The sequence below is a fragment of the Micromonospora sp. NPDC048898 genome (genome assembly GCF_043198035.1).
Lineage (GTDB): Bacteria > Actinomycetota > Actinomycetes > Mycobacteriales > Micromonosporaceae > Micromonospora.
The window spans coordinates 606,822-629,920 of sequence record NZ_JBICUF010000002.1 but is presented as its reverse complement, the minus strand read 5'-3'; the positions used below and the strand labels follow the sequence as shown (position 1 = coordinate 629,920).

At 71.1% G+C, this 23,099-nt stretch carries 23 protein-coding genes; 7 read left to right on the top strand and 16 right to left on the bottom strand.

The features are described from left to right. The first annotated feature begins 45 nt into the window (after window positions 1–45). Window positions 46–597 carry a Uma2 family endonuclease gene (locus tag ACGFIQ_RS09630; RefSeq protein WP_393241854.1) on the top strand — a complete coding sequence of 184 codons (552 nt, stop codon included), beginning with the start codon at window positions 46–48 and terminating at the stop codon, window positions 595–597. A gap of 55 nt (window positions 598–652) precedes the next feature. On the opposite strand, the gene ACGFIQ_RS09625 is transcribed toward ACGFIQ_RS09630, so the two are convergent. From ACGFIQ_RS09625 to ACGFIQ_RS09600, 6 genes are all read right to left on the bottom strand, one after another. Then, window positions 653–2,713, bottom strand: coding sequence for a carboxypeptidase regulatory-like domain-containing protein (locus ACGFIQ_RS09625; RefSeq protein ID WP_393241851.1), 2,061 nt, complete (start codon window positions 2,711–2,713; stop codon window positions 653–655). Window positions 2,714–2,878: 165 nt separating this feature from the next. Continuing rightward, window positions 2,879–3,529, bottom strand: coding sequence for a DUF5701 family protein (locus ACGFIQ_RS09620; RefSeq protein WP_393241848.1), 651 nt, complete (start codon window positions 3,527–3,529; stop codon window positions 2,879–2,881). A 79-nt stretch (window positions 3,530–3,608) separates the two neighbouring features. After that, window positions 3,609–4,367 carry a LytR/AlgR family response regulator transcription factor gene (locus ACGFIQ_RS09615; protein WP_393241845.1) on the bottom strand — a complete coding sequence of 253 codons (759 nt, stop codon included), beginning with the start codon at window positions 4,365–4,367 and terminating at the stop codon, window positions 3,609–3,611. Next, the gene (locus ACGFIQ_RS09610) at window positions 4,364–5,590 is read right to left on the bottom strand and encodes a sensor histidine kinase (RefSeq protein ID WP_393241842.1); all 1,227 of its coding nucleotides are present in this window, start codon (window positions 5,588–5,590) and stop codon (window positions 4,364–4,366) included. Before ACGFIQ_RS09610 ends, ACGFIQ_RS09615 begins: the two co-directional genes overlap by 4 nt. 7 nt (window positions 5,591–5,597) lie before the next feature. After that, window positions 5,598–7,169: a sugar transferase gene (locus ACGFIQ_RS09605; RefSeq protein WP_393242183.1), complete on the bottom strand. Its 1,572-nt coding sequence runs from the start codon at window positions 7,167–7,169 to the stop codon at window positions 5,598–5,600. A gap of 264 nt (window positions 7,170–7,433) precedes the next feature. Then, the gene (locus ACGFIQ_RS09600) at window positions 7,434–8,294 is read right to left on the bottom strand and encodes an Fpg/Nei family DNA glycosylase (protein WP_393241839.1); all 861 of its coding nucleotides are present in this window, start codon (window positions 8,292–8,294) and stop codon (window positions 7,434–7,436) included. A gap of 24 nt (window positions 8,295–8,318) precedes the next feature. Between ACGFIQ_RS09600 and ACGFIQ_RS09595 the strand changes: the two genes are divergently transcribed. Then, window positions 8,319–9,584, top strand: a complete 1,266-nt coding sequence (locus ACGFIQ_RS09595; RefSeq protein WP_393241836.1) for a glycosyltransferase — start codon at window positions 8,319–8,321, stop codon at window positions 9,582–9,584. A gap of 49 nt (window positions 9,585–9,633) precedes the next feature. Here ACGFIQ_RS09595 and ACGFIQ_RS09590 read toward each other — a convergent pair whose 3' ends face one another. After that, window positions 9,634–10,836 carry a helix-turn-helix domain-containing protein gene (locus ACGFIQ_RS09590; protein WP_393241832.1) on the bottom strand — a complete coding sequence of 401 codons (1,203 nt, stop codon included), beginning with the start codon at window positions 10,834–10,836 and terminating at the stop codon, window positions 9,634–9,636. Then, a complete protein-coding gene (locus ACGFIQ_RS09585; protein ID WP_393241829.1) occupies window positions 10,823–10,993 on the bottom strand; it encodes a hypothetical protein in 171 nt (56 codons plus the stop codon). Before ACGFIQ_RS09585 ends, ACGFIQ_RS09590 begins: the two co-directional genes overlap by 14 nt. Before the next feature lie 361 nt (window positions 10,994–11,354). Here ACGFIQ_RS09585 and ACGFIQ_RS09580 point away from each other — a divergent pair, with 361 nt between their 5' ends. Then, a complete protein-coding gene (locus tag ACGFIQ_RS09580) occupies window positions 11,355–12,233 on the top strand; it encodes a helix-turn-helix domain-containing protein (protein ID WP_393241827.1) in 879 nt (292 codons plus the stop codon). Window positions 12,234–12,247: 14 nt separating this feature from the next. Continuing rightward, window positions 12,248–12,430, top strand: a complete 183-nt coding sequence (locus ACGFIQ_RS09575; protein WP_393241824.1) for a DUF397 domain-containing protein — start codon at window positions 12,248–12,250, stop codon at window positions 12,428–12,430. 310 nt (window positions 12,431–12,740) lie between these two features. Here the strand turns inward: ACGFIQ_RS09575 and ACGFIQ_RS09570 are convergent, their stop codons facing one another. The 3 genes from ACGFIQ_RS09570 to ACGFIQ_RS09560 are packed head-to-tail and all read right to left on the bottom strand — an operon-like array spanning window position 12,741 to window position 16,658. Further along, a complete protein-coding gene (locus ACGFIQ_RS09570) occupies window positions 12,741–14,015 on the bottom strand; it encodes a tetratricopeptide repeat protein (protein ID WP_393241821.1) in 1,275 nt (424 codons plus the stop codon). Window positions 14,016–14,043: 28 nt separating this feature from the next. Beyond that, window positions 14,044–16,302, bottom strand: a complete 2,259-nt coding sequence (locus ACGFIQ_RS09565; protein ID WP_393241818.1) for a CHAT domain-containing protein — start codon at window positions 16,300–16,302, stop codon at window positions 14,044–14,046. Window positions 16,303–16,328: 26 nt separating this feature from the next. Beyond that, the gene (locus ACGFIQ_RS09560; RefSeq protein WP_393241815.1) at window positions 16,329–16,658 is read right to left on the bottom strand and encodes a hypothetical protein; all 330 of its coding nucleotides are present in this window, start codon (window positions 16,656–16,658) and stop codon (window positions 16,329–16,331) included. Window positions 16,659–16,958: 300 nt separating this feature from the next. Here ACGFIQ_RS09560 and ACGFIQ_RS09555 point away from each other — a divergent pair, with 300 nt between their 5' ends. Then, entirely contained in the window at window positions 16,959–18,212 is a 1,254-nt protein-coding gene (locus ACGFIQ_RS09555) for a tetratricopeptide repeat protein (protein WP_393241812.1), read from the top strand. A gap of 64 nt (window positions 18,213–18,276) precedes the next feature. On the opposite strand, the gene ACGFIQ_RS09550 is transcribed toward ACGFIQ_RS09555, so the two are convergent. From ACGFIQ_RS09550 to ACGFIQ_RS09530, 5 genes are all read right to left on the bottom strand, one after another. Next, window positions 18,277–18,996: a CDP-alcohol phosphatidyltransferase family protein gene (locus tag ACGFIQ_RS09550; protein ID WP_393241809.1), complete on the bottom strand. Its 720-nt coding sequence runs from the start codon at window positions 18,994–18,996 to the stop codon at window positions 18,277–18,279. Then, a complete protein-coding gene (locus ACGFIQ_RS09545; protein ID WP_393241806.1) occupies window positions 18,971–20,038 on the bottom strand; it encodes an iron-containing alcohol dehydrogenase family protein in 1,068 nt (355 codons plus the stop codon). The genes ACGFIQ_RS09550 and ACGFIQ_RS09545 overlap by 26 nt, the downstream gene beginning before the upstream one ends. Further along, window positions 20,026–20,757 carry a sugar phosphate nucleotidyltransferase gene (locus ACGFIQ_RS09540; RefSeq protein ID WP_393241803.1) on the bottom strand — a complete coding sequence of 244 codons (732 nt, stop codon included), beginning with the start codon at window positions 20,755–20,757 and terminating at the stop codon, window positions 20,026–20,028. The genes ACGFIQ_RS09545 and ACGFIQ_RS09540 overlap by 13 nt, the downstream gene beginning before the upstream one ends. Before the next feature lie 79 nt (window positions 20,758–20,836). Continuing rightward, the gene (locus tag ACGFIQ_RS09535) at window positions 20,837–21,604 is read right to left on the bottom strand and encodes a hypothetical protein (RefSeq protein ID WP_393241800.1); all 768 of its coding nucleotides are present in this window, start codon (window positions 21,602–21,604) and stop codon (window positions 20,837–20,839) included. Then, on the bottom strand, window positions 21,601–22,053 hold the full coding sequence (locus ACGFIQ_RS09530; RefSeq protein ID WP_393241797.1) for an NUDIX domain-containing protein: 453 nt from the start codon (window positions 22,051–22,053) through the stop codon (window positions 21,601–21,603). The genes ACGFIQ_RS09535 and ACGFIQ_RS09530 overlap by 4 nt, the downstream gene beginning before the upstream one ends. A gap of 109 nt (window positions 22,054–22,162) precedes the next feature. On the opposite strand from ACGFIQ_RS09530, the gene ACGFIQ_RS09525 reads away from it, so the two are divergent. Then, entirely contained in the window at window positions 22,163–22,555 is a 393-nt protein-coding gene (locus ACGFIQ_RS09525; RefSeq protein WP_393241794.1) for a cyclic nucleotide-binding/CBS domain-containing protein, read from the top strand. An 84-nt stretch (window positions 22,556–22,639) separates the two neighbouring features. Further along, window positions 22,640–23,098 carry an ester cyclase gene (locus ACGFIQ_RS09520; protein WP_393241791.1) on the top strand — a complete coding sequence of 153 codons (459 nt, stop codon included), beginning with the start codon at window positions 22,640–22,642 and terminating at the stop codon, window positions 23,096–23,098. Window position 23,099: the final 1 nt, after the last annotated feature.

The following is a 23,099-nucleotide window of genomic DNA, read 5'->3' as shown; positions in this document are numbered from 1 at the left end:
ACCGGGTGAGCTGTCAGGGTGGTCCGGTAGAGAGGAGGTGTGACGGTGACGAACCCTGCCCGGCCCGGCTGGGGCGACGCCTGGACGGTGGACGACCTCCAGAGCCTCCCCGCGGACGACCAGGTCTACGAGATCTTCGACGGGAGTCTGCTCGTGTCCCCCCATGCGGACGTCTTCCACGGCGCGGTCGCCAACCGCCTTCGCCGGATCCTCGACCGGCAGGCCCCTGCCGGTGTGCTCGTCGGTCAGGACATCGGCGTCAGTGCCAAGCGCTCGTCGTACTTCGTGCCGGATCTCTTCGTCGCCGGTGAGAGCGCACTGGACAGCGGCGGTGCCGCGCTCGACCCGGCCGACGTGCTCCTCGTCGTCGAGGTGATCTCACCGAGCAACGCCGGCCGGGACCTGGTGCTCAAACGTCACGAGTACGCGGCCGTCGGCATTCCGCTCTACTGGCTGGTCGAGCCCCGGAAGCAGACACTGACTGTGCTGGCGAACGGCGCGGGTGGTTACCGCGAGCAGGCCCTTGTCCCGGTCGGCGAGGTCTACCGCACCGCACAGCCGTTCCCCCTCGCCCTGCCGCTGGCCGACATCTTCTGACCGGACGCGAAACGGGGCCGGTGGCAACGCCACCGGCCCCGCTGCGTCGAATCCGTCAGCTGGTCGGCACCACCAGGTCCACGGTCATGCTGCCGCTGGCCGGGATGGTGAACTGGGCCAGCTTGCGGGTGCCGTCCGGTTGGGTCACCAGGTAGCGGCCGTCGAACTGCTCGTCACCGAGGGCGACGTTGTAGGTGAAGAAGACCCGCTGCGGCCCTTTGAGGCGGAAGCTGTACCGCCCGTCGGTCAGCCAGCCGCTGCCCGCGATGTCGCCGGTGTCCACGCTGTGGGCGACGACGAACCCACTGGTGAACGGGGTGCCGTCGGGCGTGCGGAAGGTGCCGCTCAGTTGGACGCCCTGGTCGAGTTGGACGTTGTGGGTGGCGGCCGCCCCGGCGGTCACCGGCACCGGAGTGGCGGTGAACCGGCTGGGCTTGTCGCCGGACCACTCGCTCGCGTACGGGTTGGCGCCGACAATCACCGGCCAGGCGTACGGGCCGAGCCGCTCGAGGGTGTAGACGCCGTGCTCGTCGGTAACGGCGTCCTGCGCGCCGACCCCGGGGTGGGCGGTCAGCACCGACACGGCGGCGTTCTGCACCGGCTTGCCGGCCGGGTCGGTGACCGTGCCGGCCCGGTCCAGTCTGATCTGCGGGCCGGTGGCGACCTGGCCGACGGTCGCGGTGACGACCGCCGCCTCCCGCTCGTCTCCACTGCCGCCGTTGACGCCCACCCACTGGCGGCCGTAGTTGCTGTCCCGCGGCGCCGCGAAGAGCTTGTAGCTGCCGGCGGCGAGCGGCCCCACCGTGATCTTGCCGTTCTGGTCGCTGCAGTCGCTGTAGCCGTCCGCGAGCTTCGCCTGCTTCGGCAGGAACGTGTCCAGGCAGACGTCCGGCACGGGCCTGCCGCTCTGCCGATCGAGCACAGTGGTACTGACGAGCGCGCCGGGACGCATTTTCACGGTCAGCTTGGTGTCGCGGTCCGCCCTCACCCGTACCCCGGTCACCTCGCGCTTGAAGTGGAGCCGGTCCGGCACGTCCAGGTAGATGGTGTGGCTGGCCTGCGGCAGGCCGGTGACGGTGACCGTGCCGGTGCCGTTGCTGCAGACCGACTGGGCGCAGAAGTTGGCGATGGGCGCTCCGCTGACCGAGTCGACCGCCCGCACGGTGACCGAACCGGTGCCGAGCAGGCTGTCCGTGATCCTCGTCTGCTGCCCGCCGCGTACCTCGACGCGGTCGGCTTCCTCGGAGGTCAACTTGCCGCGGTAGTACTGCTGCCGCTCCCCGCTGGACACGCCAACGACGTACGAGCCCGGAAGTAGTTGCGCGGAGAACTCGCCGTTGGCGTCGGTCTGCGTCCACGCCCCGCTGGAGCTGCTGCCGTTGCTGACGCTGACCTCGGCGCCGGCGAGCGGGGCACCGGCGGCGGTGGTGAACCGGCCGGTCAGAGTGCCCGCCTGCAGCGCGGTCTCGTTGACCACTGTCGCCTCGTTCGCCTTCACCTCGAAGACCGTGGCGTTCTCCGAGTTGGTCGTTCCGGGCACGTACTGCACCTGGTAGGAGCCCTCGACCGGCTGGAAGCTGAGGACGTAGCGGCCCGGCCGTACGCCGAAGGTGAATCGGCCCTGGTCGTCAGTGAGATTCCCGGCCGTGCCGCCCGTCTCGACCTCGCGGGCCTCGATCCACAGGTTGGGCAGGGGTTCACCGGCGGTGTTGACGATTTGACCGGTGATGGTGCCGACGGCGAAGAGCTGGTCGTCGGCCCTGGTGGTGCCACCGGCGGTGACGGTCACCGGCGTGGCGTCCCCGATTGTCGACTGCTGGCGGTAGTACTGCCCAGGCTGCTCGGGCGGAAAGTAGCCCACCAGGTACGAGCCTGCGGGAAGGTCGGCGACGGTGTAGTCGCCGTCGGCGTCGGTGATGGCGTTCCTGAGGAAGTCGTAGGTCTCCGACTCGTAGACCATCACCTGAACCTCGGCGGCGGCGGCACCCGTGCTGGTGGTCACGTGTCCGCTGAGAGCGCCGGTGGCCGCGGCCTGGGCCGGGGTGGCGCCGGGCAGCACGAGTGCCGCCACGATGGCACCGCCCAGCAGGGCGCGGCGAGCTTTGGTTAGCTGCATCGATGTCCCAATGTGAGGGTGGTGGGGCGCCCGCGCAGGCTTCGCCCACCCCGACCCTGCGCCCCGTACCGGAATCGGTAGCAGGAGAATAGGCCAACGGCGATATGTGCCGGCACGGCCGGTCGGGCAGGTTTCGCACGACCGGCCATCCCCCTCAGTGGACTGTCACTCCAGGCCGACGCGCTCCGGCCTGGCCGAGGCGGAGCCGAGCCAGGTGTGCGGGTTGCCGTACCAGCACCAACCCAACTTCGGTGCGCCCTGGCTGATCCAGAGCGCCGGCACCCGCTTGTCGCCGCAGCGGGAGCCGACGAGCGAGAAGCACCTGTTGCTCGCCAGTGCGGCCGGGTGCAGCGTGACGAAGGCGAGCCCTTCGTCGATGGTGAGCGGCAGCCGGCCCCGGGCGGTGATCCCCTCCATGGCGGTGACCGGGGGCAGGTTGCGGAACTCCTCGCCCCGGTCGACGTCGAAGAGCAGGTACGCCGGCCCGGCCGGCACCTCCAACTCCTTGATCGGGTCGAAGCGGGGCAGGTCGTCCTCGGCGTAGTTGCGGTCGACGACGCCGGGCTTGCGCTTGCCGGCCAGGGTGGTGCGGCCCACCCGTTCCGGCACCCCGATCAGGTCCCTGGTGATCACCAGCAGGAACGGCACCCGGGCGTCGGTCGGGTCGGGCAGGCCGGCGGTGCCCTCGACCGCCCTGGCCCGCAGCGGCGCGACCAGGTCGCGGAAGGCGCTCTCGGACAGCCCGGCCAACTCGGGGTAACCGAGTTGCACCAGGCGGTCCAGTTGACTGTCGAACTCGGTGGCGGCGTCGAACACGGAGGCTCCATTCGTCGTCCAGCAAACGTACCGTACGACGTACGGGGAGTCGGGGTTATTCCCGCCGCGGCAGTCCGGCTCAGCGGCCCCAGTCCTGCTTCGCGGCCCGGACCAGCTTGTCCTTCAGCTCCCGGGTGTGCCGCCGACTCACCGGCAGCTCGGTGGCGTCGATCACCACCACATAGCCCGAGTTGACCAGCCGCAGCTCCGCGATCAACTTCAACTGCACCAGGTACGACCGGTGCACCCGGACGAAACCGGCATCGGCCCATCGTTCCGCGAGCGTGGCCAGCGAGACGCGTACCAGGTGCGACCCCTCCGCGGTGTGCAGCCGGGCGTAGTCCCCCTGCGCCTCCACCCACCGCACCGCCGACCGGGGCAGCATCCGGGTGGTGCCAGCCAACTCGATGGGGATGGTCGGGTCCTCCTCGGCGCGGGCCAGCGCCGCCGGGTGCGACGGCACCACCCGCGAGCCGATCACCCGGCGCAGCGACTCGGCCAGCCGATCGGCGCGCACCGGTTTCCGCACGTAGTCGGTGGCACCCAGGTCGAAGGCGTCCACCGCGCCGTCGTCGTACGCGGTGACGAACACGATCGCCGGTGGCCGGGCGAAGCGGCGCAGCACCCGCGCCAACTCCATGCCGTCCAGGCCGGGCATCCGGATGTCCAGGAAGACCACGTCCACGTCGCCGTCGCGCAGCAGCCGCAGCGCCTCGGTCGCGTCCCCGGCGGTGTGCAGCCGGGCCACCCGAGGGTCGGCCCGCAGGTGGTACGCCAGCTCGTCGAGCGCGGGCGGTTCGTCGTCCACCGCGAGCACCCGGAGGAAGGCAGTAGTCACGAGCCTGCCCGTACCCCGGGATGGAACTTCGGCACCCGCATGCTCACCTTCGTACCCGAACCCAGCCCGGTCTCCACGACCAGGCCGAACCGGTCCCCGAAGACCGACCGCAGCCGCTCGTCGACGTTGGAGAGGCCGACGTGCTGGCCCGTGTCGTCGCCCGGATCGGCGGAGCCGCGGGCCAGCTCGGCGATGCCGGCGGTCAGCGTGGTCGGGTCCATTCCCACTCCGTCGTCCTCCACCGTGATGTGGCACTCGGCACCCGCGTCCCGGGCCTCGATGCTCACCATGCCCGTGCCCGGCTTGCGGGACAACCCGTGGCGGACGGCGTTCTCCACGAGTGGCTGTAGGCAGAGGAACGGCAGCGTCACCGGCAGCACCTCCGGGGCGATCTGCAACCGCACCTGCAACCGGTCGCCGAACCGGGCCCGCTCGATGGTCAGGTACCTGTCGATCGACCGCAGCTCCTCGGCGAGGGTGGTGAACTCCCCGTGCGCCCGGAACGAGTACCTGGTGAACTCCGCGAACTCCAGGATCAACTCCCGGGCCCGCTCGGGATCGGTCCGGACGAACGAGCCGATCGCGGTCAGCGCGTTGTAGATGAAGTGCGGACTGATCTGCGCCCGCAACGCGCGGATCTCGGCCCGGGCCAGCCGCTCCCGGGACGAGTCCAACTCCGCCAGGGCGAGCTGGTTGCCGGCCCAGTGCGCGGTCTCCAGCGTGGCCTGCACCAACCCCGGGGCCGGCGGACTGTCGGCGACGGCCACCAGCGCGCCGACCACCCGACCGTCCGCCCCCTGCAACGGGGCGACCACCGCACCCCGGATCGGGCAGTCGACCCGGTCGCAGTGCAGATCCTGCTCACCGAGCACCGTCGAGCGGCCGCTGTGCACCGTCCGCTGGGCCGCCGCGAGCAGTTGCCCGCCGTGGTGCGTGCCCCGCCCGTCGAGGGCCAACAGCCGGTCGGCGTCGGTGAGCGCCAGCCCGACCGCGCCCACCAGGGCCCGCAGATGACGTACGGCCTTCGCCGCGCCCGCCTCGCTCAGCCCCGCCCGCAGCGGCTCGGCGGCCAGGCCGGCGGTGTGCAGCACCTCGTAGGTGGCCCGCTGGGTGGCTGTCGCGATGCCCCGGCGGGCCCGCAGCCGCAGCACCGCCAGCAGCGCCGCCGTCAGCGCGGTGACGAGTGAGACGACGCCGACCACGGCGGAGAGGTTGGCAGCCACGCAGCGATTAGTACGCGCCCTTGCGGGCGAGCACCACCCCGACGGTGCGCCACAGGATGCTCAGGTCGTACGCGAGCGACCAGTTGTCGACGTAGTAGAGGTCCAGTCGGACCGACTCGTCCCAGGACAGGTCGGAGCGGCCGGAGACCTGCCACAGCCCGGTCATGCCGGGGCGGACCAGCAGCCGCCTGCGGACGTCGCCCAGGAAGTCGCCGTCGTCGGCCGGCAGCGGGCGGGGCCCGACCAGCGACATCTCACCCCAGAGCACGTTGATCAGCTGCGGCAGCTCGTCCAGCGAGGTGGCCCGGAGGAAACGACCGACCGGGAAGACCCGGGGATCCTGCTTCATCTTGAACAGCATGCCGTCGGTCTCGTTCCGGTCGACCAGGCTGGCCAGCCGGTCCTCGGCGTCGACGTACATGGTCCGGAACTTCCACACCCGGAACGTGCGCCCCTCGTGCCCCACCCGGGGCTGGCGGAAGAAGACCGGCCCACGGTCGGAGATCCGGATCGCCACGGCGATGGCCAGGAAGAGCGGGACCAGCAGCAGCAGGCCGAGGCCGGCGGCGACCCGGTCCATCAGGTTCTTGGCCAGCAGCGCCGGCCCGGAGAGGGTCGGCTCCTCGACGTGCAGCAGCGGCAGACCCTCGATCGGCCGGATGTGCACCCGGGGCCCGGCGATGTCTGTCAACTGCGGGGCGACCACCAGGTCGACACCGGAGCCCTCCAACTGCCAGGCCAGCCGGCGCAGCTCGCCCGGCTCGGCGCTGGCCGACCCGCAGACGGCGATGGTGTCCCCACCGACCTCACGGACCAGGGCCAGGACGTCGCGTCCGGCGTACACGGGGACGGGGGTCGGCATGCCGCGGGCCGCCGCGTATCCGTCGGTGATGTGGATGGCGACGGGCATCAGCCCGGCGGCCGGGCTGCGGGTGACCGCCGCGTAGACCTCCAGGCACTCCGGCAGGGTGCCGACCAGCACCATCCGGTGCGCGGCCTGACCGGCCCGCCGCCGGATGTAGTGCAGCGCCCAGCGGGCCACGAACCGGCCCCACAGGATCAGCAGCAGCGCCCCGAGCAGCGCCGTGCCGACCGTCCAGCGGGACAACTCGGTCTTGGTGGCGAAGGCGAGGAACGAGACACTCGCGGCGACCGTCACCCCGGCCCGGATCACCCGTTTGAACTCGTCCGGACCCAGCCCCAGGTAGCGCCGGTCGTACCCCCGGTTGCTCCAGAGGATGACCACCCAGCCGAGCGGGAGCAGCAGGTAGGAGACGGTGTGGAACCAGGTCGGGTCCTGCTGGGTGCCGGAGAACCCGGAGGCGGCCTGGTCGAACAGTTGGATCGCGATCCAACTGGCGAACGCCGCCGCGCCGAAGTCGAGCAACAGCAGGACCGCGATGTAGGGGCGGTGCCAGCGGGAGACCCGGCGACGCGACCTCGTCCACGCCGACCGGGGGACGCCGTTGTGAGACGGCGGCGTCGGCGGCTGGATCTCGAAGCTGTCGACGTGCCGCACGAGTCTGCTCCGGCCTTCGTTGGATACCGGGCGCTGGAGGCTTGCCGTCACCTCACCCATGTCCTCCCGCATGACACGGGCCGCTCACTCGGCGTGAGGGCCCGGGTCGCCCACCGTCCCAGTCTCCCACGCGGGCTCCGACCGGTCGCCGCCCCGAACGAGATTGGCGACCGATGGTGCCGGAGGGATCTGGCCGGCTCCGCACCATTTCAGAAGCCGGGGACCGGGCCACTATACCGATGGATGCGCGCATGACCAGAACGGCGGACCGGAGGTTCCGCTCACTGCGGGCGATTCCGCTGCGTAGTCACCGAGTGGTGTGACTCACCGTACGAGTCGGGACAACCGGCGGTCAGCGAGGGGTTTTCCACCGGTCTGGCACGTTGCGCAGTACTGGAGGCTGGAATCGGCGAACGAGACCTCGCGCACGGTGTCCCCGCAGACGGGGCAGGGCAGCCCGGTGCGGGCGTGCACCTTCAACCCGGAGCGCTTCTCGCCCTTCAATTCCGCGGCCCGCTGACCGAGCGACCGCTCGACGGCGTCGCCGAGCACCTGCCGGGTGGCCGCGTGCAGGCCGGCGAGCTGGTCGTCGGTGAGCCGGTCGGTGATCGCGAACGGGGACAGCTTCGCGGCGTGCAGGATCTCGTCGGAGTACGCGTTGCCCACCCCGGACAGCACCGACTGGTCGGTCAGCACCCCCTTGACCTGCCCCCGCCGGCTGCGCAGTCGCTCCGCGAAGGTGGCCAGATCGGCGGCGAGCGCGTCCGGGCCCAGCTTGACCACCCCGGGCACCGCCGCCAGGTCGGTCACCAGGTACGCGGCGAGCTTCTTCTGGGTGCCGGCCTCGGTGAGGTCGAACCCGGAGCCGTCATCCAGGCGTACGCGCAGCGCGATCGGGCCCTTGCCGGGGCGCAGCGGGGTGGTGGCCGGGAACGCCTCTCGGTAGTGCAGCCAGCCCGCCCGGGCCAGGTGCACCACCAGGTGCAGGTCGCCCTCGAAGAGCACGTCGAGGAACTTGCCGTGCCGGCTGGCGTCGACCACCGCCCGGCCGGCGACCGCTGTCGGTGCCGGTTCGTACGTCTTCAGGGCGCTGATCGCGGCGATCTCCAGCCGATCGACGCGCCGGCCCACCGCGCGCTGTCGCAGATAACCCGCGAGCGCCTCAACCTCCGGTAGTTCGGGCACGACCCAACGGTAGCCTTTCTTCCCGTGAGAATCGTGGTGGCGCACAACCGGTACCGGGAAGCCCAACCCTCCGGCGAGAACACCATCGTCGACTCGGAGATCGCCCAGCTCACCGCCGCCGGCGTCGAGGTGCTGCCCTTCCTCCGCAGCTCGGACGAGATCCCGTCGATGTCGAAGGTGGCGAAGGCGCTGCTGCCGATCTCGCCGATCTGGGCTCCGCGCGCCCAGCACGACCTGAGCCGGCTGCTCACCGAGCACCGACCGGACGTTCTGCACCTGCACAACCCGTACCCCCTGCTGTCGCCCTGGGTGGTGCGGACCGCGCACCGCCACGGCGTGCCGGTCGTGCAGACGGTGCACAACTACCGGCAGGTCTGCTCGTCGGGGATCTACTTCCGCGACGGCGTGATCTGCCAGGACTGCAAGGGTCGGGCGCTGGGGGTGCCGGCGATCAGGCACCGCTGCTACCGCGACTCGGCGGCGCAGAGCGCGTTGATGGCGACCACCCTGGTCGTGCACCGGGGCACCTGGCGGTCGGTCGACCGGTACGTCGCCCTCACCTCGGCGATCGCCGACCACCTCCGCGACTACGGCATTCCGGACGAACGCATCGTGGTGAAGCCGAACTCCGTCCCCGACCCGGGTCGGCCGGCACCGCTGGGTGACGGTTTCCTCTACATGGCCCGGCTCTCGCCGGAGAAGGGCGTCGACCTGCTGCTGGACGCCTGGCGCCGGCACCCGGTGGGTGCCCTGGGCACGCTCCGCGTGGCGGGCGACGGGGAGCTGCGCCCGCTTGTGGAGGCCGCCGCCGCCGAGCGACCCGACGTGGTCTACCTCGGCCAGCTCGACCGGGCCGGGGTGCGCGCGGCAGTCGAGGCGAGCGCCGTGGTGATCGCCGCCTCCATGTGGCACGACGTGCTGCCCACCGTGATCATCGAGGCGTTGGCGAGCGGCCGACCGGTGCTCGGCACGGCGTTGGGCGGCATCCCGTACCTGGTCGGGGCCGACGCCCCGCACGAGCCCGCCGGCACCGGCCCCGCCGAGGTCGCCTCCGCTGTCGTCGGCGGCGGATCGCCCATGCCGGCCGGCATCGAGGTGGGCGAGGCCGGCTGGGTCGTCGCACCGGAGGCGGCCGCCCTGGCCGCCGCCCTGCCGGTCGCCCGGGCGGGTGCGGCCGGGCTGGCCCTGGCCGCCCGCGCCCGCTACGAGCGCACCTTCCACCCCGACGTGGTCACCAAGCAGCTCATCGACATCTACGCCGGGGTCACCCGAACCCCCAACCGAGTCTGAACCCGTGCGGGGCGGCCCTGCGCTGCCCCACGGCATGGCGCGGTCATGGTCAGGTCACCCCGAGGGTGACGGCGAGTTGAATGATCGTGCCCGGAGCGTGCGGGTCGCGGGCCACCTGGGCGAGTACCTCGCGGACGGCCGGGCGGTGGCGTACCTCCGCCGGTGCCATCCGCTCGGCGTCGACCAACGCCCGGCCCGCGCTGACCGGGTCGCCGCCCTGGAGGTAGGCGCGGGCGACATCGGCCAGGTGCGCTGCCCGGTGCTCCACCGGCAGCCACCGCCAGGCGTCCCGCTTGGTCACCTTCTCGTGCCAGGCCACCGCCTCGCCCGCGTCGCCCAGGTCGAGGGCTGCGGCGGCACGGGCCAGGTCGACCGCCGTCGGCCCGAACGCCGTCCGGTGGTGATCGTGGCCCTCGCCCACCCGCGCGGCCATGCCGGCGGCCTCGTCGAGGAGTTCGGCTGTGGCGTGGTCGTCGCCCCGGCGGGCTGCCGCCAGGGCGGCCTGCACCAGCAACGTCCCGCACAACGACAACGCGCCGGGCGCACTGTCGTCCGGATCGGGTGGGGCGATCCGGTACGCGGCGGCCAGCGTCGCCGACTGCGCCGTCCGCGCCCGCCCCGCAGCGCGGAACACCTGGCCGAGCTGCACCGTGGCGGCGGCGACCAGCACGGGATCGCCGGTCGCGACGGCCATGGCCCGGTCGGCGGCCAGCCAGCTCAGCTCGGCCTCACCGAGCTTCACCAACAGCGACGCGGCCAACCGGTACACCTCCACCAGCAGCGGGCGGCCCCACCCGGGCTCGTAGGCGGCGGCATGCTGCATCCCGGCGAGCAGGCCCGGCACCACGGCGACCACCTGCGGATACCGGGCATGCTGGAACATGACCCACGCAAGCTCGACATCCCGGACCAACCGGTCCGCGGGCAGCACCACGCCGCGCGCCGCCGGCCGCCCCAAAACAATGTCGTACGCCGAGAGGGCCTCCCGGATCCGTTCCACCCCCTCGACCCGCTCGGCCACCAGCGCGGGTTGAACGTCCCGACCGAGTAACACGGCGGTGTCGATCCGTAGGGCAGTGGCGATGTCCCGCAACGTCGACACCTTGTCCAGCGCCCGGACGCCCCGCTCGACCTTGTCGACCCAGGACTTCGACTTGCCGAGCCGATCGGCGAACACCTGCTGCGACAACCCTCGCCGCCTCCGCCAGTACGCCACCCGCCGGCCAATCGGCAGCAGCTCACTGCTGTCCACGCCGCCACCGCCGATCCGGCACCGCCCGGGTCGTCTCCTCTGGCGGTATCCGCTCCGCCTCGGCCTGGTCGAGAATCCGTTGCCGCGCCGCCTCACGCTCCACCGCCTGGATCTGCTCGCCCCGGTCCTCCCGGTCGGGCTTGCGTCGCGCCGTCACGACCAGCACCCCGCCCGGTATTCCTCCGCCGGGGCCGGCAACGGCCGTTCCGGCAGGTGGGGCACCCGTGTAACACCTATCGTCCGGTACGCCCTCACGCACCGCGCGTGGTTGGTTGCCGGGCGGAGGCGGTCGAGTGGATTTACCCGCCGGCGCCTGACCGACCAGAGCTTCGGCAGCAGGCCGGAGCGCGTCGGGTTCTTCGCATGCCGAGCCATCGGACCTCCGAAACGTAATTCCTTCCATGCAGAGAGTGACAAGGTAAATCTGAGAAGTCTAGGCTTCTATGGAAAGTTTCCATGGAAGATCGAGGTTCGCCCCGCGTTCCTTGATCTCGGAGGTGGAGGGGAGAACACTGGCGGTGTTCGCAACCCTGGAGGTAGACGTGGCGAGGGCAAGTGGCCCGACGATCGCGCGATGGCAACTCGGCCGGGAGTTGCACCGGCTACGCGAGGCGGCCGGTGTCTCGCACAAGGAGATCGCAACCGAGCTGGGCTGCTCGGAGTCAAAGATCTACAAGATCGAATCAGGGGTGGTCGGCGTCAGCCGGTCTGACGTGATCGTCATGCTCACCCGCTACGGCGTCAGCGACGACCGGATACGGCAAACCGCCCTCGACCTCCAGCGCCAGGGCAAGGAACGCGGCTGGTGGGCGAAGTTCGGCCAACTTCCGAATCCCTACAGCATGTACATCGGGTTGGAGTCCGCAGCGACCGCAGTACGGAACTTCGAGCTGGCCGTTGTGCCGGGGTTGCTCCAGACCGAGGCATACGCCCACGCAATCACCAGCGCCGCGTGGCCGGGCCAGAACGAGGAAGCGCGCCGCCGGGTCGAGGTGCGCATGACCAGGCAGGCTTGCCTGACCGAAGATCCGCCGCTGAAGTTCTGGGGGATTGTGGACGAGGGCGTGCTGCGTCGTCAGACCGGCGGCCTGGACGTCATGCGCGGCCAGCTTCACCACCTCATCGAGATGAGCGACCGGCCGAACATCGAGCTTCAGGTACTGCCGTTCAGCGAGGGGTGGCACCCCGGCACTGTGGGTTCCTTCTCGATCCTGGAGTTCCCCGACAACATCCACAGCCCTGTCGTGTACGTGATCAGCCAGGCGGGAGACACCTATCTCGAACGCGAGGACGACTTGCGGCGCGTTACGCTTACCTACACCCACCTGCACGCGGCAGCGCTCAGCGTCAACAAGTCCCGCGACCTGATCGCCGCCATCGTTAAGGACATGACGTAGGGAGAGTCGCGGCAATGGACCGTTCACGCGCCGTGTGGCGTAAGAGCAGCCGAAGCGACGCCAACAGCCAGTGCGTCGAGGTGGCGGACCTCCGCGACGGGGTGGCCGTCCGAGACAGCAAGGACACGGCCGGCCCCGTGCTGGCCTTCGACGTTCAGGGCTGGCGCAGCTTCATCGACTCCCTCAAGCGCAACTGACGCTGCCTCTTCATATTGGATGAGGCAGTGAAGGCCCCGGCTCCCATTTCCGGAGAGCCGGGGCTGCTGCGTCTAGGGTTCGGAGAGCGTTCGTTTCAGGAGTGCATCACCTGGGCGCGGTGACGCCGGGCGGACACAACCCCGTCCAGCTCGTGATGATCGCGTCTCGGGCCGGCCTGGTTCCGCTGCGGCGGCCTGGAACAGCGGCAGTTGTTGACCGGAGGTGGGCTGCCAGCTCCGCCGGGCCGTTGACTTGCCTAGCCGGGTTGGGATTCTTCCTGTGCCGAAAGCATTGACAGGAGGTCTTTCGTTACCGGCCTTCCGCGTGTTGTTGGCGGAGTTGTTCGAGGATGGCGGTGTCGGCTTCGCGGTCGGGGTGGTCGACCTGCCGGTCGAGGTCGACGACGTGTTCGAGTTCCCGGATCGCCTGGTCGAGGTCACCACCCGCCCGGTAGATCATCGCGATGTTGTACCGGGTGACGGCTTCCCCGGCCCGGTCGCCGACCTCCCGCTGGATGGGGAGGGCTTGGTGGTAGTGGTCGAGGGCCCGTTGTCGGTCCCCCAACCGGTTGTACACGCTGCCGATGTTGTTGAGGGTGGTGGCTTCGCCGGCCCGGTTGCCGACCTCCCGCTGGATGGGGAGGGCTTGGTGGTAGTGGTCGAGGGCCTGCTGTCGGTCCCCCAACCGGTTGTACACGCTGCCGATGTTGTTGAGGGTGGTGGCTTCGCCGGCCCGGTTGCCGACCTCCCGCTGGATGGGGAGGGCTTGGTGGTAGTGGTCGAGGGCCTGCTGCCGGTCCCCCAACCCGTTGTACACGCTGCCGATGTTGTTGAGGGTGGCGGCTTCGCCGGCCCGGTCGCCAACTTCCCGCCGGATGGGGAGGGCTTGGTGGTAGTGGTCGAGGGCCTGCTGCCGGTCCCCCAGGTTGTCGTACACGAGACCGATGTTGTTGAGGGTGGTGGCTTCGCCGGCCCGGTCGCCGATCTCCCTCAGGATGGGGAGGGCTTGGTGGTAGTGGTCGAGGGCCTGCTGCCGGTCCCCCAGGTTGTCGTACACGAGACCGATGTTGTTGAGGGTGGCGGCTTCGCCGGCCCGGTTGCCGACCTCCCGCGTAATGGGGAGGGCCTGGTGGTAGTGGTCGAGGGCCCGCTGCCGATCCCCCAGGTTGTCGTACACGTTGCCGATGTTGTTGAGGGTGGCGGCTTCGCCGGCCCGGTCGCCAACTTCCCGCCGGATGGGGAGGGCTTGGTGGTAGTGGTCGAGGGCCTGCTGCCGGCCCCCCAACCTGTCGTACACGTTGCCGATGTTGTTGAGGGTGGCGGCTTCATCGGTCCGGTTGCCGGCCTGCTGGTACATGGTCAGGGCCTGCTGGTAGTCCTCCAGTGCCGGCCAGGGCCGACCGGTCGACGCCCGCGCCCAGCCACGCTGATAGCGGGCGCCGGCGTCCGGGCCGAGGGTCAGGGTCGCGGTGGCCATGGCCTCGACCGCGGCGAACCGCGAGGTACGCAGCCACACCCGACACACCCGGTCACCGAGGTCCCGGGCGATCGCCGGCTGCTGACCGGCGACAGCAAGCCGATGCACCTCGACCCATCGGGCGAGCTTCCTTGGGTCAGTGGCCATCGGAAACGGCGGGGTCGAGGACCCAGAGCTGGTAGAGGGACTGGGCGGCGGCGGCGCAGGCGTCGGTGTGTTCGTCGTCGGTGAGCAGGGGGCGGACGAGGGGGTGCAGGATGTTGGAGACGTAGTAACGGGGCTGGCGGGTCTCGGGGTCGGTGCCCTCTTCGAGCAGGCCGAGTTGGACGGCCCGCTGGATGTGCCGGGTGGCGTCGGGGTGTTGGTGCAGGGCGTGGACGGTGGCGGCGGGTACGGGTAGCTCGACGACGTTGATCCTGGCGAGCATCCGGCGGAGTTCGAGAGGCTGGGAGTCGAGCAGGTTGTCGGCCAGGACCATCTCGCGGCGGAACCGGTCCGCTTCGTTCTCGATGGCGGTGAGCAGGCCGTCGATGTCGAGGGTGGCATCGTCGACGATCCGGTTGAGCCAGTCGAGCAGCCGGGGATTGCGAGCCGCAGCCTCGATCGCCCGGTCCCGGATGGCAGGGTCAATCGTGGATTCGGGGCGCAGGTTGGCCAGGTTGGCGATCTTCTTGGTCTGCTCGACGAGGGTGAGGGTCTCCAGGGCCTCGACGGCGACGGTGGTGCCGGCCGGGGCGGGGAAGCGGTAGCGGCTGGTGATGATGACGCGGCTCGGGCTACCGGTGTCGCGGATCGCGGTGAGCAGGGCGGGCAGGATCTCGGCCATCGCCGGGGCGAGCACGCGGCTGCCGTCGTCGCGGGTGTCGAGGTTGCCGGTCTCGAAGTCGTCGAAGACGAACAGGCAGGGTGTCCCGCCGAGTGGCCCGTCGGCGTCGAGCAGGTGCCGCAGCCGGGTCAGGAGGGGAACCTGTTCGTTGTCGAGGAGTGCGCTGGCCGCGATGGTCTGGTCGACGCTGTCGAAGCGGATCTTGCTGGTCAGCTCACGGAACTTGATGGCGTCGACCCGGCCGTACCAGACGGCGTGCTGGTGGGTGGGCATGCGTTCCAGGAGCCGGGAGGCGAGGCTGCTCTTGCCGAGCCCACCCATGCCGGCCAACAGCAGGCCCTGCGCCGCGCCGGGGGTGTCGGCGGGTTGCCGGAGGGCGCGCAGGCACCGTTGGATGAGTCGACGCCGGCCGACGAACTCGGCTCGGGAGGCGACCCGGGACAGTTGGGTCTGCGGGTCCAGGAACTGCTGGTCGACAGCGCGTACCTGCGACCGTCTGCGGCCCGGGGTGTGCAGCGGGGTGACCATGGGCGTCAGCGGGGACCGGTCGGCGTAGACCCGGAGCAGATGCCAGTAGCTGCTCTTCCTGTCGTGGAACAGGTGACGGCGGGCCTCGACGACGGCCCGGTCCAACGACTGGCCGTCGGCCAGGGCCTGGTAGAGCGCGGCGGCGAAATCGGTGGCGGAGACGTCCCCGACCGGCAGCGCCCAGCCCAGCACCGCAGGAGCACCAGCATCGACCAGGCTCTCACTCATCGACGGGAACACCCCACCATCGGGGGCCTCAGCGGTCAGGCAACCGGAGACGAACACCAGCCTCGGCCAGTGCCCCTGCATCGCCTCGGCGATCTGGTCAGCCGTCGCACTCGCGGGCGCGCCGAACTCGTCCTCCACCACGAAGACCGGCTTTCCGCCGTCCGTGGTGGCGTGCCCGCTCAGATGCAGCACGTCGAAGTGGCCGGGCCCGTAGTCGCGGCTGAGGAACCGGAGCCCCTCCAGGGTGCCGCTCTCCTCGACCACCAGATCGGTGCCGGTCCGTCGCGTCGCGGCCAGGATCGCGGCCTCCTCGGCCTCGAAGTTGAGCACCGGCTCGACGCCTTCCGGCGAAGCCGCCATGAACAGCACCCGCAACGGCCGGTTGCCCGGCGCGACCGGGCCCGTCAGCGCCGCGTGGGTGCCGACCGCACGGACCGGCAGCAGCGGCGCCCGGCCGGCTACGCTCAGGAACGCGCCCTCCCGGGCGAGCAGTTCCCAGGGCAGGTGCCGCAGCCGTTGCTCGGCGGTGATCCGCAGCACCGCCCCGGCCGGATGGGCCAGCATCGAGGTCAGCCACCGCTGGTCACCGTCGAGGAACTCCGCCAGCCGCGCCCCCAGCTCAGCCAGCCGGACCGCGCCGTACACCTTCTGCGCGGCGGCGTCGGTGCTGTAGTCACGTCGTACCAGCGTGATCAGCTCATCGACCGCGGCCCGGTCCAGACCGCGGGTCCGGGGCGGCTCGCCGTCGGCGGACAGCCGCAGCTCGTAGTGGTTCGAGGTCTGCGCGAAGACCTCCAGTTCGAAGGTGCCCATCTGCCCATCCCGTCGTGGCGGTCAGTTCAGTGCGGCCCGGTGCCGTCCGGCCGCATGGCGATCTCCAGCCGCGCCTGGCTGCCTTCGGCCAGCTCGATCCGGGTGCCGTCCGGCAGCAGCACGGTGACCGCGGCACCGTCCCGGCGGCGGGCACTCCACCACTCGGTGATCGTCTTGGCCACCTCGACCCCGGAGAACACCAGCCCGATCACCGCGATCACCATCTCGGCCGACCGCTGCACCTGTACCGGCGACACGTTGTCGTCCGGCCCCACGGCCCCGACCAGTGCGGCCCGCAGCTCCGCCGCCCAACTCGCGGCGTGCGCCCCGGACACCTCCACCGTGGCGTTTCCCATTGCCCGCACCCTCCCCTGATGCGCCCGGTCAAGCCGGCCCAGGACCGCCCATCTCTGGCCCAGGCCAGGCGATCAACGGGTGGACCTTGGCGGCCACTGTACGTTTCATTCGCGTCCGGGACCGCTCGGTGAGCCCGGCTCAGGTGACGGGTTTCCGACTCGCTGACCGCATCCCGGCCATCGTGGGAAGAACAATGACGGCCGATGCCGCCGCCGTACGCCGGTGGTGTCACGGTCCGACCCTCGGCAACCGCCCGCGTCGGCTACCGGGAGTAGTAGGAAGAACGAGGTGGATCGGGCATGGAGGATCGGGAACCGCCGGGACCGCGCCCCGTCGCTCCCGCTGCGGCGACCACCGTCACCCGACACGTGGAGGTGCATCGGCTTGCTGTCGCCGGTCAGCAGCCGGTGATCGCCCGGGATGTCGGTGACCGGGTGTGTCGGGTGTGGCTGGGTACCTCGCGGTTCGCGGCGGTCGAGGCTATGGCCACCGCGACCCTGACCCTAGGCCCGGATGCCGGCGCCCTCTACGACCGGGGTTGGGCGCGGTTGTCGACCGGTCGGCCCTGGCCAGCCTTGGAGGACTACCAGCAGGCCCTGACCATGTACCAGCAGGCCGGCAACCGGACCGGCGAAGCCGCCACCCTCAGCAACATCGGCGGCGTGTACGCCGGTTTGGGGGACCGGCTGCAGGCCCTCGACCACTACCACCAAGCCCTCCCCATTACGCGGGAGGTCGGCAACCGGGCCGGCGAAGCCACCACCCTCAACAACATCGGCCACGTATACGACAACCTGGGGGATCGGCAGCAGGCCCTCGACCACTACCACCGAGCCCTCCCCATTACGCGGGAGGTCGGCAACCGGGCCGGCGAAGCCACCACCCTCAACAACATCGGCCACGTGTACGACCGGTTGGGGGATCGGCAGCGGGCCCTCGACCACTACCACCAGGCCCTCCCCATCCGGCGGGAGGTCGGCGACCGGGCCGGCGAAGCCACCACCCTCAACAACATCGGCCACGTGTACGACGGTTTAGGGGATCGGCAGCGGGCCCTCGACCACTACCACCAGGCCCTCCCCATCCAGCGGGAGGTCGGCGACCGGGCCGGCGAAGCCACCACCCTCAACAACATCGGTCTCGTGTACGACAACCTGGGGGATCGGCAGCAGGCCCTCGACCACTACCACCGAGCCCTCCCCATTACGCGGGAGGTCGGCGACCGGGCCGGCGAAGCCACCACCCTCAACAACATCGGCCACGTGTACGACGGTTTAGGGGACCGGCAGCGGGCCCTCGACCACTACCACCAAGCCCTCCCCATGACGCAGGAGGTCGGCAACCGGGCCGGCGAAGCCACCATCCGGTACAACATCGCGATGGCCCACCGGGCGGGCGGGGACCTCGACCAGGCGATCCGGGAACTCGAACACGTCGTCGACCTCGACCGGCAGGTCGACCACCCCGACCTCGAAGCCGACACCGCCCTCCTCGAACAACTCCGCCAACAACGCGCGGAAGACAGCGGTTCTGAACCGCCTGCGGGACCGTGAGGGCAGCGCTGCCGACGACGAAGGATGCCAACGGGTGGCGTTCCGTCGACGCGCCGCAGGGCCCCTACAGGGAGGCGCGGGCGGAGAAGGCGATGCTGGCCAGCAGGAAGCCGCCGTTGACGATGGTGAACGCGACGAGCACCCAGAGGACCAGCGCGGGGGCCACGGCGAGCACCAGGGCGGCCACGAAGATCACCGCGCCGTAGTCGCGGACCAGCTTCACCAGGCGTACCGGCAGTGAGGTCGAGGTGACCATGCTGGCGGCGTTCGGGCCGGCCTGCATGACCGACGTGACCAGGTTGACCATCCAGGTGCCCGCGAAGGTCGCCACCAGCCAGGTCGGGGTCGACGGCTCCTGCGCGACAGCGGTGGCGGCGAGCGCGGCGACCAGGGCGATCTGCGCGGCCACGTCGCAGAGCACGTCGACCCGGGCCCCGGCCGCGCTGCCCTGGCCGGTCACCCGGGCGAGCTGCCCGTCGGCGCAGTCCAGGGAGTACGCGACCTGCCAGCCGACCAGGGCGAGCAGGCCGACCACCCAGGCCGGTACGTCGCCGGCGGCGACCGGGCCGGCGAGTGCCACCACGGTGACCGAGGTGGCCAGCCCGAGCACCAGGTTGGTGATGGTCAGCGCGGTCGGTCGCAGCCCGAGGCGCTGGGCGACGAGCGCGAAGACGGCACCCAGCCACTGGCTGATCGACTCGCTGAACAGGCCGCCGCCCCGGTTCACCCGGTGGAAGTCGGCGATGGTGGGACGGGGGTCAGCCAAGCTGGTCGCGGATTGCACCGGCGTAGTCTGCCAGCCGGTCCCGGGTCTCGGTAGGAGACAGCGCCAGGTGTTCGAGGATGGTGTACCGGTCCGGTCGGGTACGCGGCGCGAACTGCACCGCCTCCACGAACTGGTCGTCGCTGAGCGCCACCTCGGCGGGGAGCCGGGGCAGACCGTGCCGGGCCAGGCAGGCCGACATCTCCCCGAAGCGGCGCAGGTCCCCGCGCAGCCAGGTGCAGAACAGCGCGCCCAGCCCGGCCAACTCGCCGTGTGAGGCGGTGCCGGGGAAGAGCGCGTCGATGGCGTGCATGATCTCGTGGCAGCCGCCACTGCACGGGCGGCTGGTGCCCTCGATGGCCATGGCCAGGCCGCTGGAGATCAACGCGTCGGCCAGCACGGTGACGAAGGCGTCGTCGGCCATGTCGCCCGGGTGGTTGAGCACCGCTTCGGCACCCGCCCGGGACAGCGAGGCGGCGAGCCCGTCGAACGGTTCGACGCGTACCCGGCGGGCCAGCTCCCAGTCGGCGAGCGCGCTGATGTTGCTGATCACGTCGCCGATGCCGGCCCGGTTGTGCCGGTCCGGGCCGCTCTCCACGAAGTCCAGGTCGACGATCACCGCGATCGGGATGTGCACGCCGTAGGAGCCCTTGAGCCCGTCGGTGATGAGGCTGGCCACCGGGGAGGCGATCCCGTCGTTGGCGAGGCTCGTCGCCACCGACACCATCGGCAGCCCTCGGCGGGTCGCCGCGTACTTGGCCACGTCGATGGTCTTGCCGCCACCGATCCCGACGACCGCGTCGTACGACCGGGCGCGCAGTTTGCCGCCGAGGTCGTCGGCGGCGTCCAGGGTGCCCCCGGAGACGGTGAACACGTCGGCCGTTCGCAGTGACGGTCGGATCAGCTCCGCGATCTGGGTGCCCTGACCCGGGCCGACCACCACCGCGACGTCACCGCCGGCGGAGATCCGCCCGTCGGAAAGGATCGCCGCCAGGTCGGCCACCGCCCCCCGTCGCACGTCGATGTGCAGCGGGGTGAGGACGCTCCGAGCTAGTAGCGGCACGCGATCTCCCGCGCGCGGGCCAGGTCGGCGTGGTTGTCGACCTCGACCCACGGGACGTCACCGATCGGCGCCGCCCGCACCTCCCCGCCCCGGTCGGAGAACTCCTGGTAGCCGTCCTCGTAGTAGAGGTTCGGGTCCCGCCGCCAGGTCGCCTCCAACGCGTCGGCGAGGGCGTCGGCGACCTGCGGCTCGATGAGCGTCGCGCCGATGTACTCCCCGTACGCCTCGCCCGGGTCCATGATCTTGGTGATCCGGGTGAGCTGGCCGGCGGCGTCGAAGGTGGTCTTCATCTCCTCCTCGGCCAGCGCCTTCAGCGTGTCCACCGCGAGCAGGATGCCTGGCCCGCGCCCGGCGAGCAGGGTCTTCTCCACGCTCACCGGGTGCACGGTGTCCCCGTTGACGAGCAGCACCCCACGGGCGAAGTACTCCCGGGCCAGCCAGAGCGAGTAGGCGTTGTTCCACTCCTCGGCCTTGTCGTTGTGCACCAGGGTCAGCGTGACCCCGTACTTCTTCTCCAGGTCGGCCTGCCGCTCGCGGACCGCGTCCGCCGCGTAGCCGACCACGATCACGATGTCGGTGAGCCCGACCTCGGCGAGGTTGCCCAACGCGATGTCCAGGATCGTGGTCTCGCCGTCCACCGGCACCAAAGCCTTGGGCAGGGTGTCGGTGTACGGGCGCAGCCGTCGTCCCGCCCCGGCCGCGAGCACCATTCCGATCATCGCGACATCCTCCCTCGTCCTGCTCCCCGTCACCGCTGGAGGATAGCGCCGGCTGGCCTCGCCGCTGGGGCCAACCGGGTCAGCCGGGCAGTGCGGCCAGGTCGGCGAGCATGCTCAGCCGCTCGTCCGCGCTGAGCACGGAGTACGGGCCGGCAGCCCGGCGGTCGGTCTCCAGCTCGATGGCGAGCCGTTCGGGGCCGGCCGGCAGGGCGGCGACGCTCGACGCGGTGTGCCCGGCGGCGGCCCAGGCGGCGGCGTGCGCGTCGGCGCGGTGGTAGCGCAGCGTACCGAGCCGGTTGAGCAGCAGCACGCCCGATCCGGTGCCGTCCGGCTCGTGCGGAGGCGCCAACGCGGCGAAGGCCGAACCGCCCCGGTCACCCTCCTCGTCGGCCAGCACCAGCGCGTACGACAGCAGGCGGCCGAGCACCGCGACCAGCCGGGACACCCGCTCGTCGTGCCCGGCCCACAGCTCCTCGGTGACCTCCGCGTGCACCTGGTACAGCTCGGTGAGGAAGGCCGCGCCCCGCTCGGTGGCGGAGAGCGCGCCGTCGGGGCCGCGGTGCAGCATCCCGTGCGCCACGTGCTTGTCCACTGTCCGGCGGGCGACGACCGGGTCTCCGTACCGGGTGATCGCCGCGAATCCAGGGGCGTCGACGGTGCCGCCCGGCGCGGCCAGGCGGGTGCGCAGGTCCACCAGGAAGCCGCTCGCGGTCGGTCCGCCGTACCGCTGGCTCAGCTCGGCGCCCCCGCCGTCGCGGCCGGCCAGCATGCCGGCGCGGAAGACCCGGTCCACGGCCGGGGCGAGCAGCCCGGCGACGCGGTGCGGCGCCAGCTCGACGGTGTTCACAGACCGATCGACCGCAGGACGGCGAAGCCCTCCTCCGCGATCCGCCGGATCAGCCCGTCGTTGACGTCGCGGTGCTCGTCCAGCGCTGTCACCTCGTGCTCGGCCAGCCAGCGGTACTCGGTGTGCTTGCCGACCTCCAACGTCGGCCGGGCGAGGTCACCGTCGACACGGACCAGGAAGTCGTACTCGATCCGGGCCAGGCCGTCGTCGCCCACGTAGGTGTACTCGCCCACCTGGCCCAGGACATGGGAGAGGACCCAGCCGGTCTCCTCGGTGATCTCCCGGCGGAGCGCCTCGTCGATCTCCTCACCCGGCTCCAGGTGGCCGCCGACGATGTCCCAGCAGTTGGGGAAGAGGCGTCGGTGCGGTGAGCGGCGCTGGAAGAAGATGCGGCCGTCGTGGTCGACGATCAGCGCGCCGGCGCAGCGCAGGGGCTCGGTGGACACCATCCGACAGTAGCCAGCGTCCGCAGCTTGTGCGATGCCGCTCTTGTCCCGGAAACATCCACAGACCACCATGTCCGTACCGAATGCCACCGTCCCAAAGGGGTGATGTGTGATGCGGGTACGGGATGCGATGTCCAGCCAGGTCCTTGTCGTCGGTCCGGAGCACACGCTCCGACAGGCGGCTCGGATGATGTCGGCCCGCGGTGTCGGGTCGGCGGTCGTGATCGACCCGGATTCCGAGGGCGTGGGGATCATGACCGAACGTGACGTGTTGAAGGCCATCGGCGCCGGCCTGGACTGCGACGTGGAACGCACCGGCGCCCACCTGACCTGGGACGTGGTCTACGCGGGCCCGGAGTGGACGGTGGCCGAGGCCGCCGCCGCGATGGCCCGGGGCGGGTTCCGGCACCTGGTGGTGCTGGACGGCCGCGAGGTGGCCGGGGTGATCTCGGTACGGGACATCATGCGGGTCTGGGCGGAGAGTCAGGTGGCCGCCACGACCTGAGCCGAGCAGGTGTGGCCGGCCGGATCGACGGGTAAGGATCCCCTGCGGGCACGGAGACGCCGTGGCCCGCGGGGGAGGTCTCCGATGCGTGACGCGGAGCGGCTGGTCGAGCAGCAGTACGCCATGCTCCTGCGTCGGGACGTGGCCCGTCTACCGGATCTCTACGCTCCGGAGGCGTTCTACTCCATGCCGGGCGTGACGGTCCGCCCGATCGAGCTGCCCGCACTCCTGCGCACCTGGACGGGCGCCTTCGGGGACCTGCGGGTCGACCCGCTCGGCGCGGTCCGCACCGGCGGTGGCGCCGCCGTCGAGCTGCGTCTGACCGGCACCCACACCGGCACGCTGCATTCGCCGTACGGCACCGTCGCGCCCACCGGCCGGCTGGTGAGCTGGGAGGTGGCCGACGTGGTCCGTGCTCGGCACGGCCGGATCACCGCCTGGCGCTCCTACTTCGACTGGAGTCAGCTCCTCGACGCGATCGGCGTGCAGTTTGAGGGACTGTCCCGGGTGGCGCACCACGACGCGCTCGCCCTTCCGGTCTGAT

Bases quoted from the DNA above. Each gene is read 5' to 3' on its own strand.
- ACGFIQ_RS09625 (WP_393241851.1), bottom strand. From the start codon at position 2,713: ATGCAGCTAACCAAAGCTCGCCGCGCCCTGCTGGGCGGTGCCATCGTG.
- ACGFIQ_RS09605 (WP_393242183.1), bottom strand. From the start codon at position 7,169: ATGGGTGAGGTGACGGCAAGCCTCCAGCGCCCGGTATCCAACGAAGGC.
- ACGFIQ_RS09575 (WP_393241824.1), top strand. From the start codon at position 12,248: ATGGACCGTTCACGCGCCGTGTGGCGTAAGAGCAGCCGAAGCGACGCC.
- ACGFIQ_RS09565 (WP_393241818.1), bottom strand. From the start codon at position 16,302: ATGGGCACCTTCGAACTGGAGGTCTTCGCGCAGACCTCGAACCACTAC.
- ACGFIQ_RS09560 (WP_393241815.1), bottom strand. From the start codon at position 16,658: ATGGGAAACGCCACGGTGGAGGTGTCCGGGGCGCACGCCGCGAGTTGG.
- ACGFIQ_RS09555 (WP_393241812.1), top strand. From the start codon at position 16,959: ATGGAGGATCGGGAACCGCCGGGACCGCGCCCCGTCGCTCCCGCTGCG.
- ACGFIQ_RS09540 (WP_393241803.1), bottom strand. From the start codon at position 20,757: ATGATCGGAATGGTGCTCGCGGCCGGGGCGGGACGACGGCTGCGCCCG.
- ACGFIQ_RS09530 (WP_393241797.1), bottom strand. From the start codon at position 22,053: ATGGTGTCCACCGAGCCCCTGCGCTGCGCCGGCGCGCTGATCGTCGAC.
- ACGFIQ_RS09525 (WP_393241794.1), top strand. From the start codon at position 22,163: ATGCGGGTACGGGATGCGATGTCCAGCCAGGTCCTTGTCGTCGGTCCG.
- ACGFIQ_RS09520 (WP_393241791.1), top strand. From the start codon at position 22,640: ATGCGTGACGCGGAGCGGCTGGTCGAGCAGCAGTACGCCATGCTCCTG.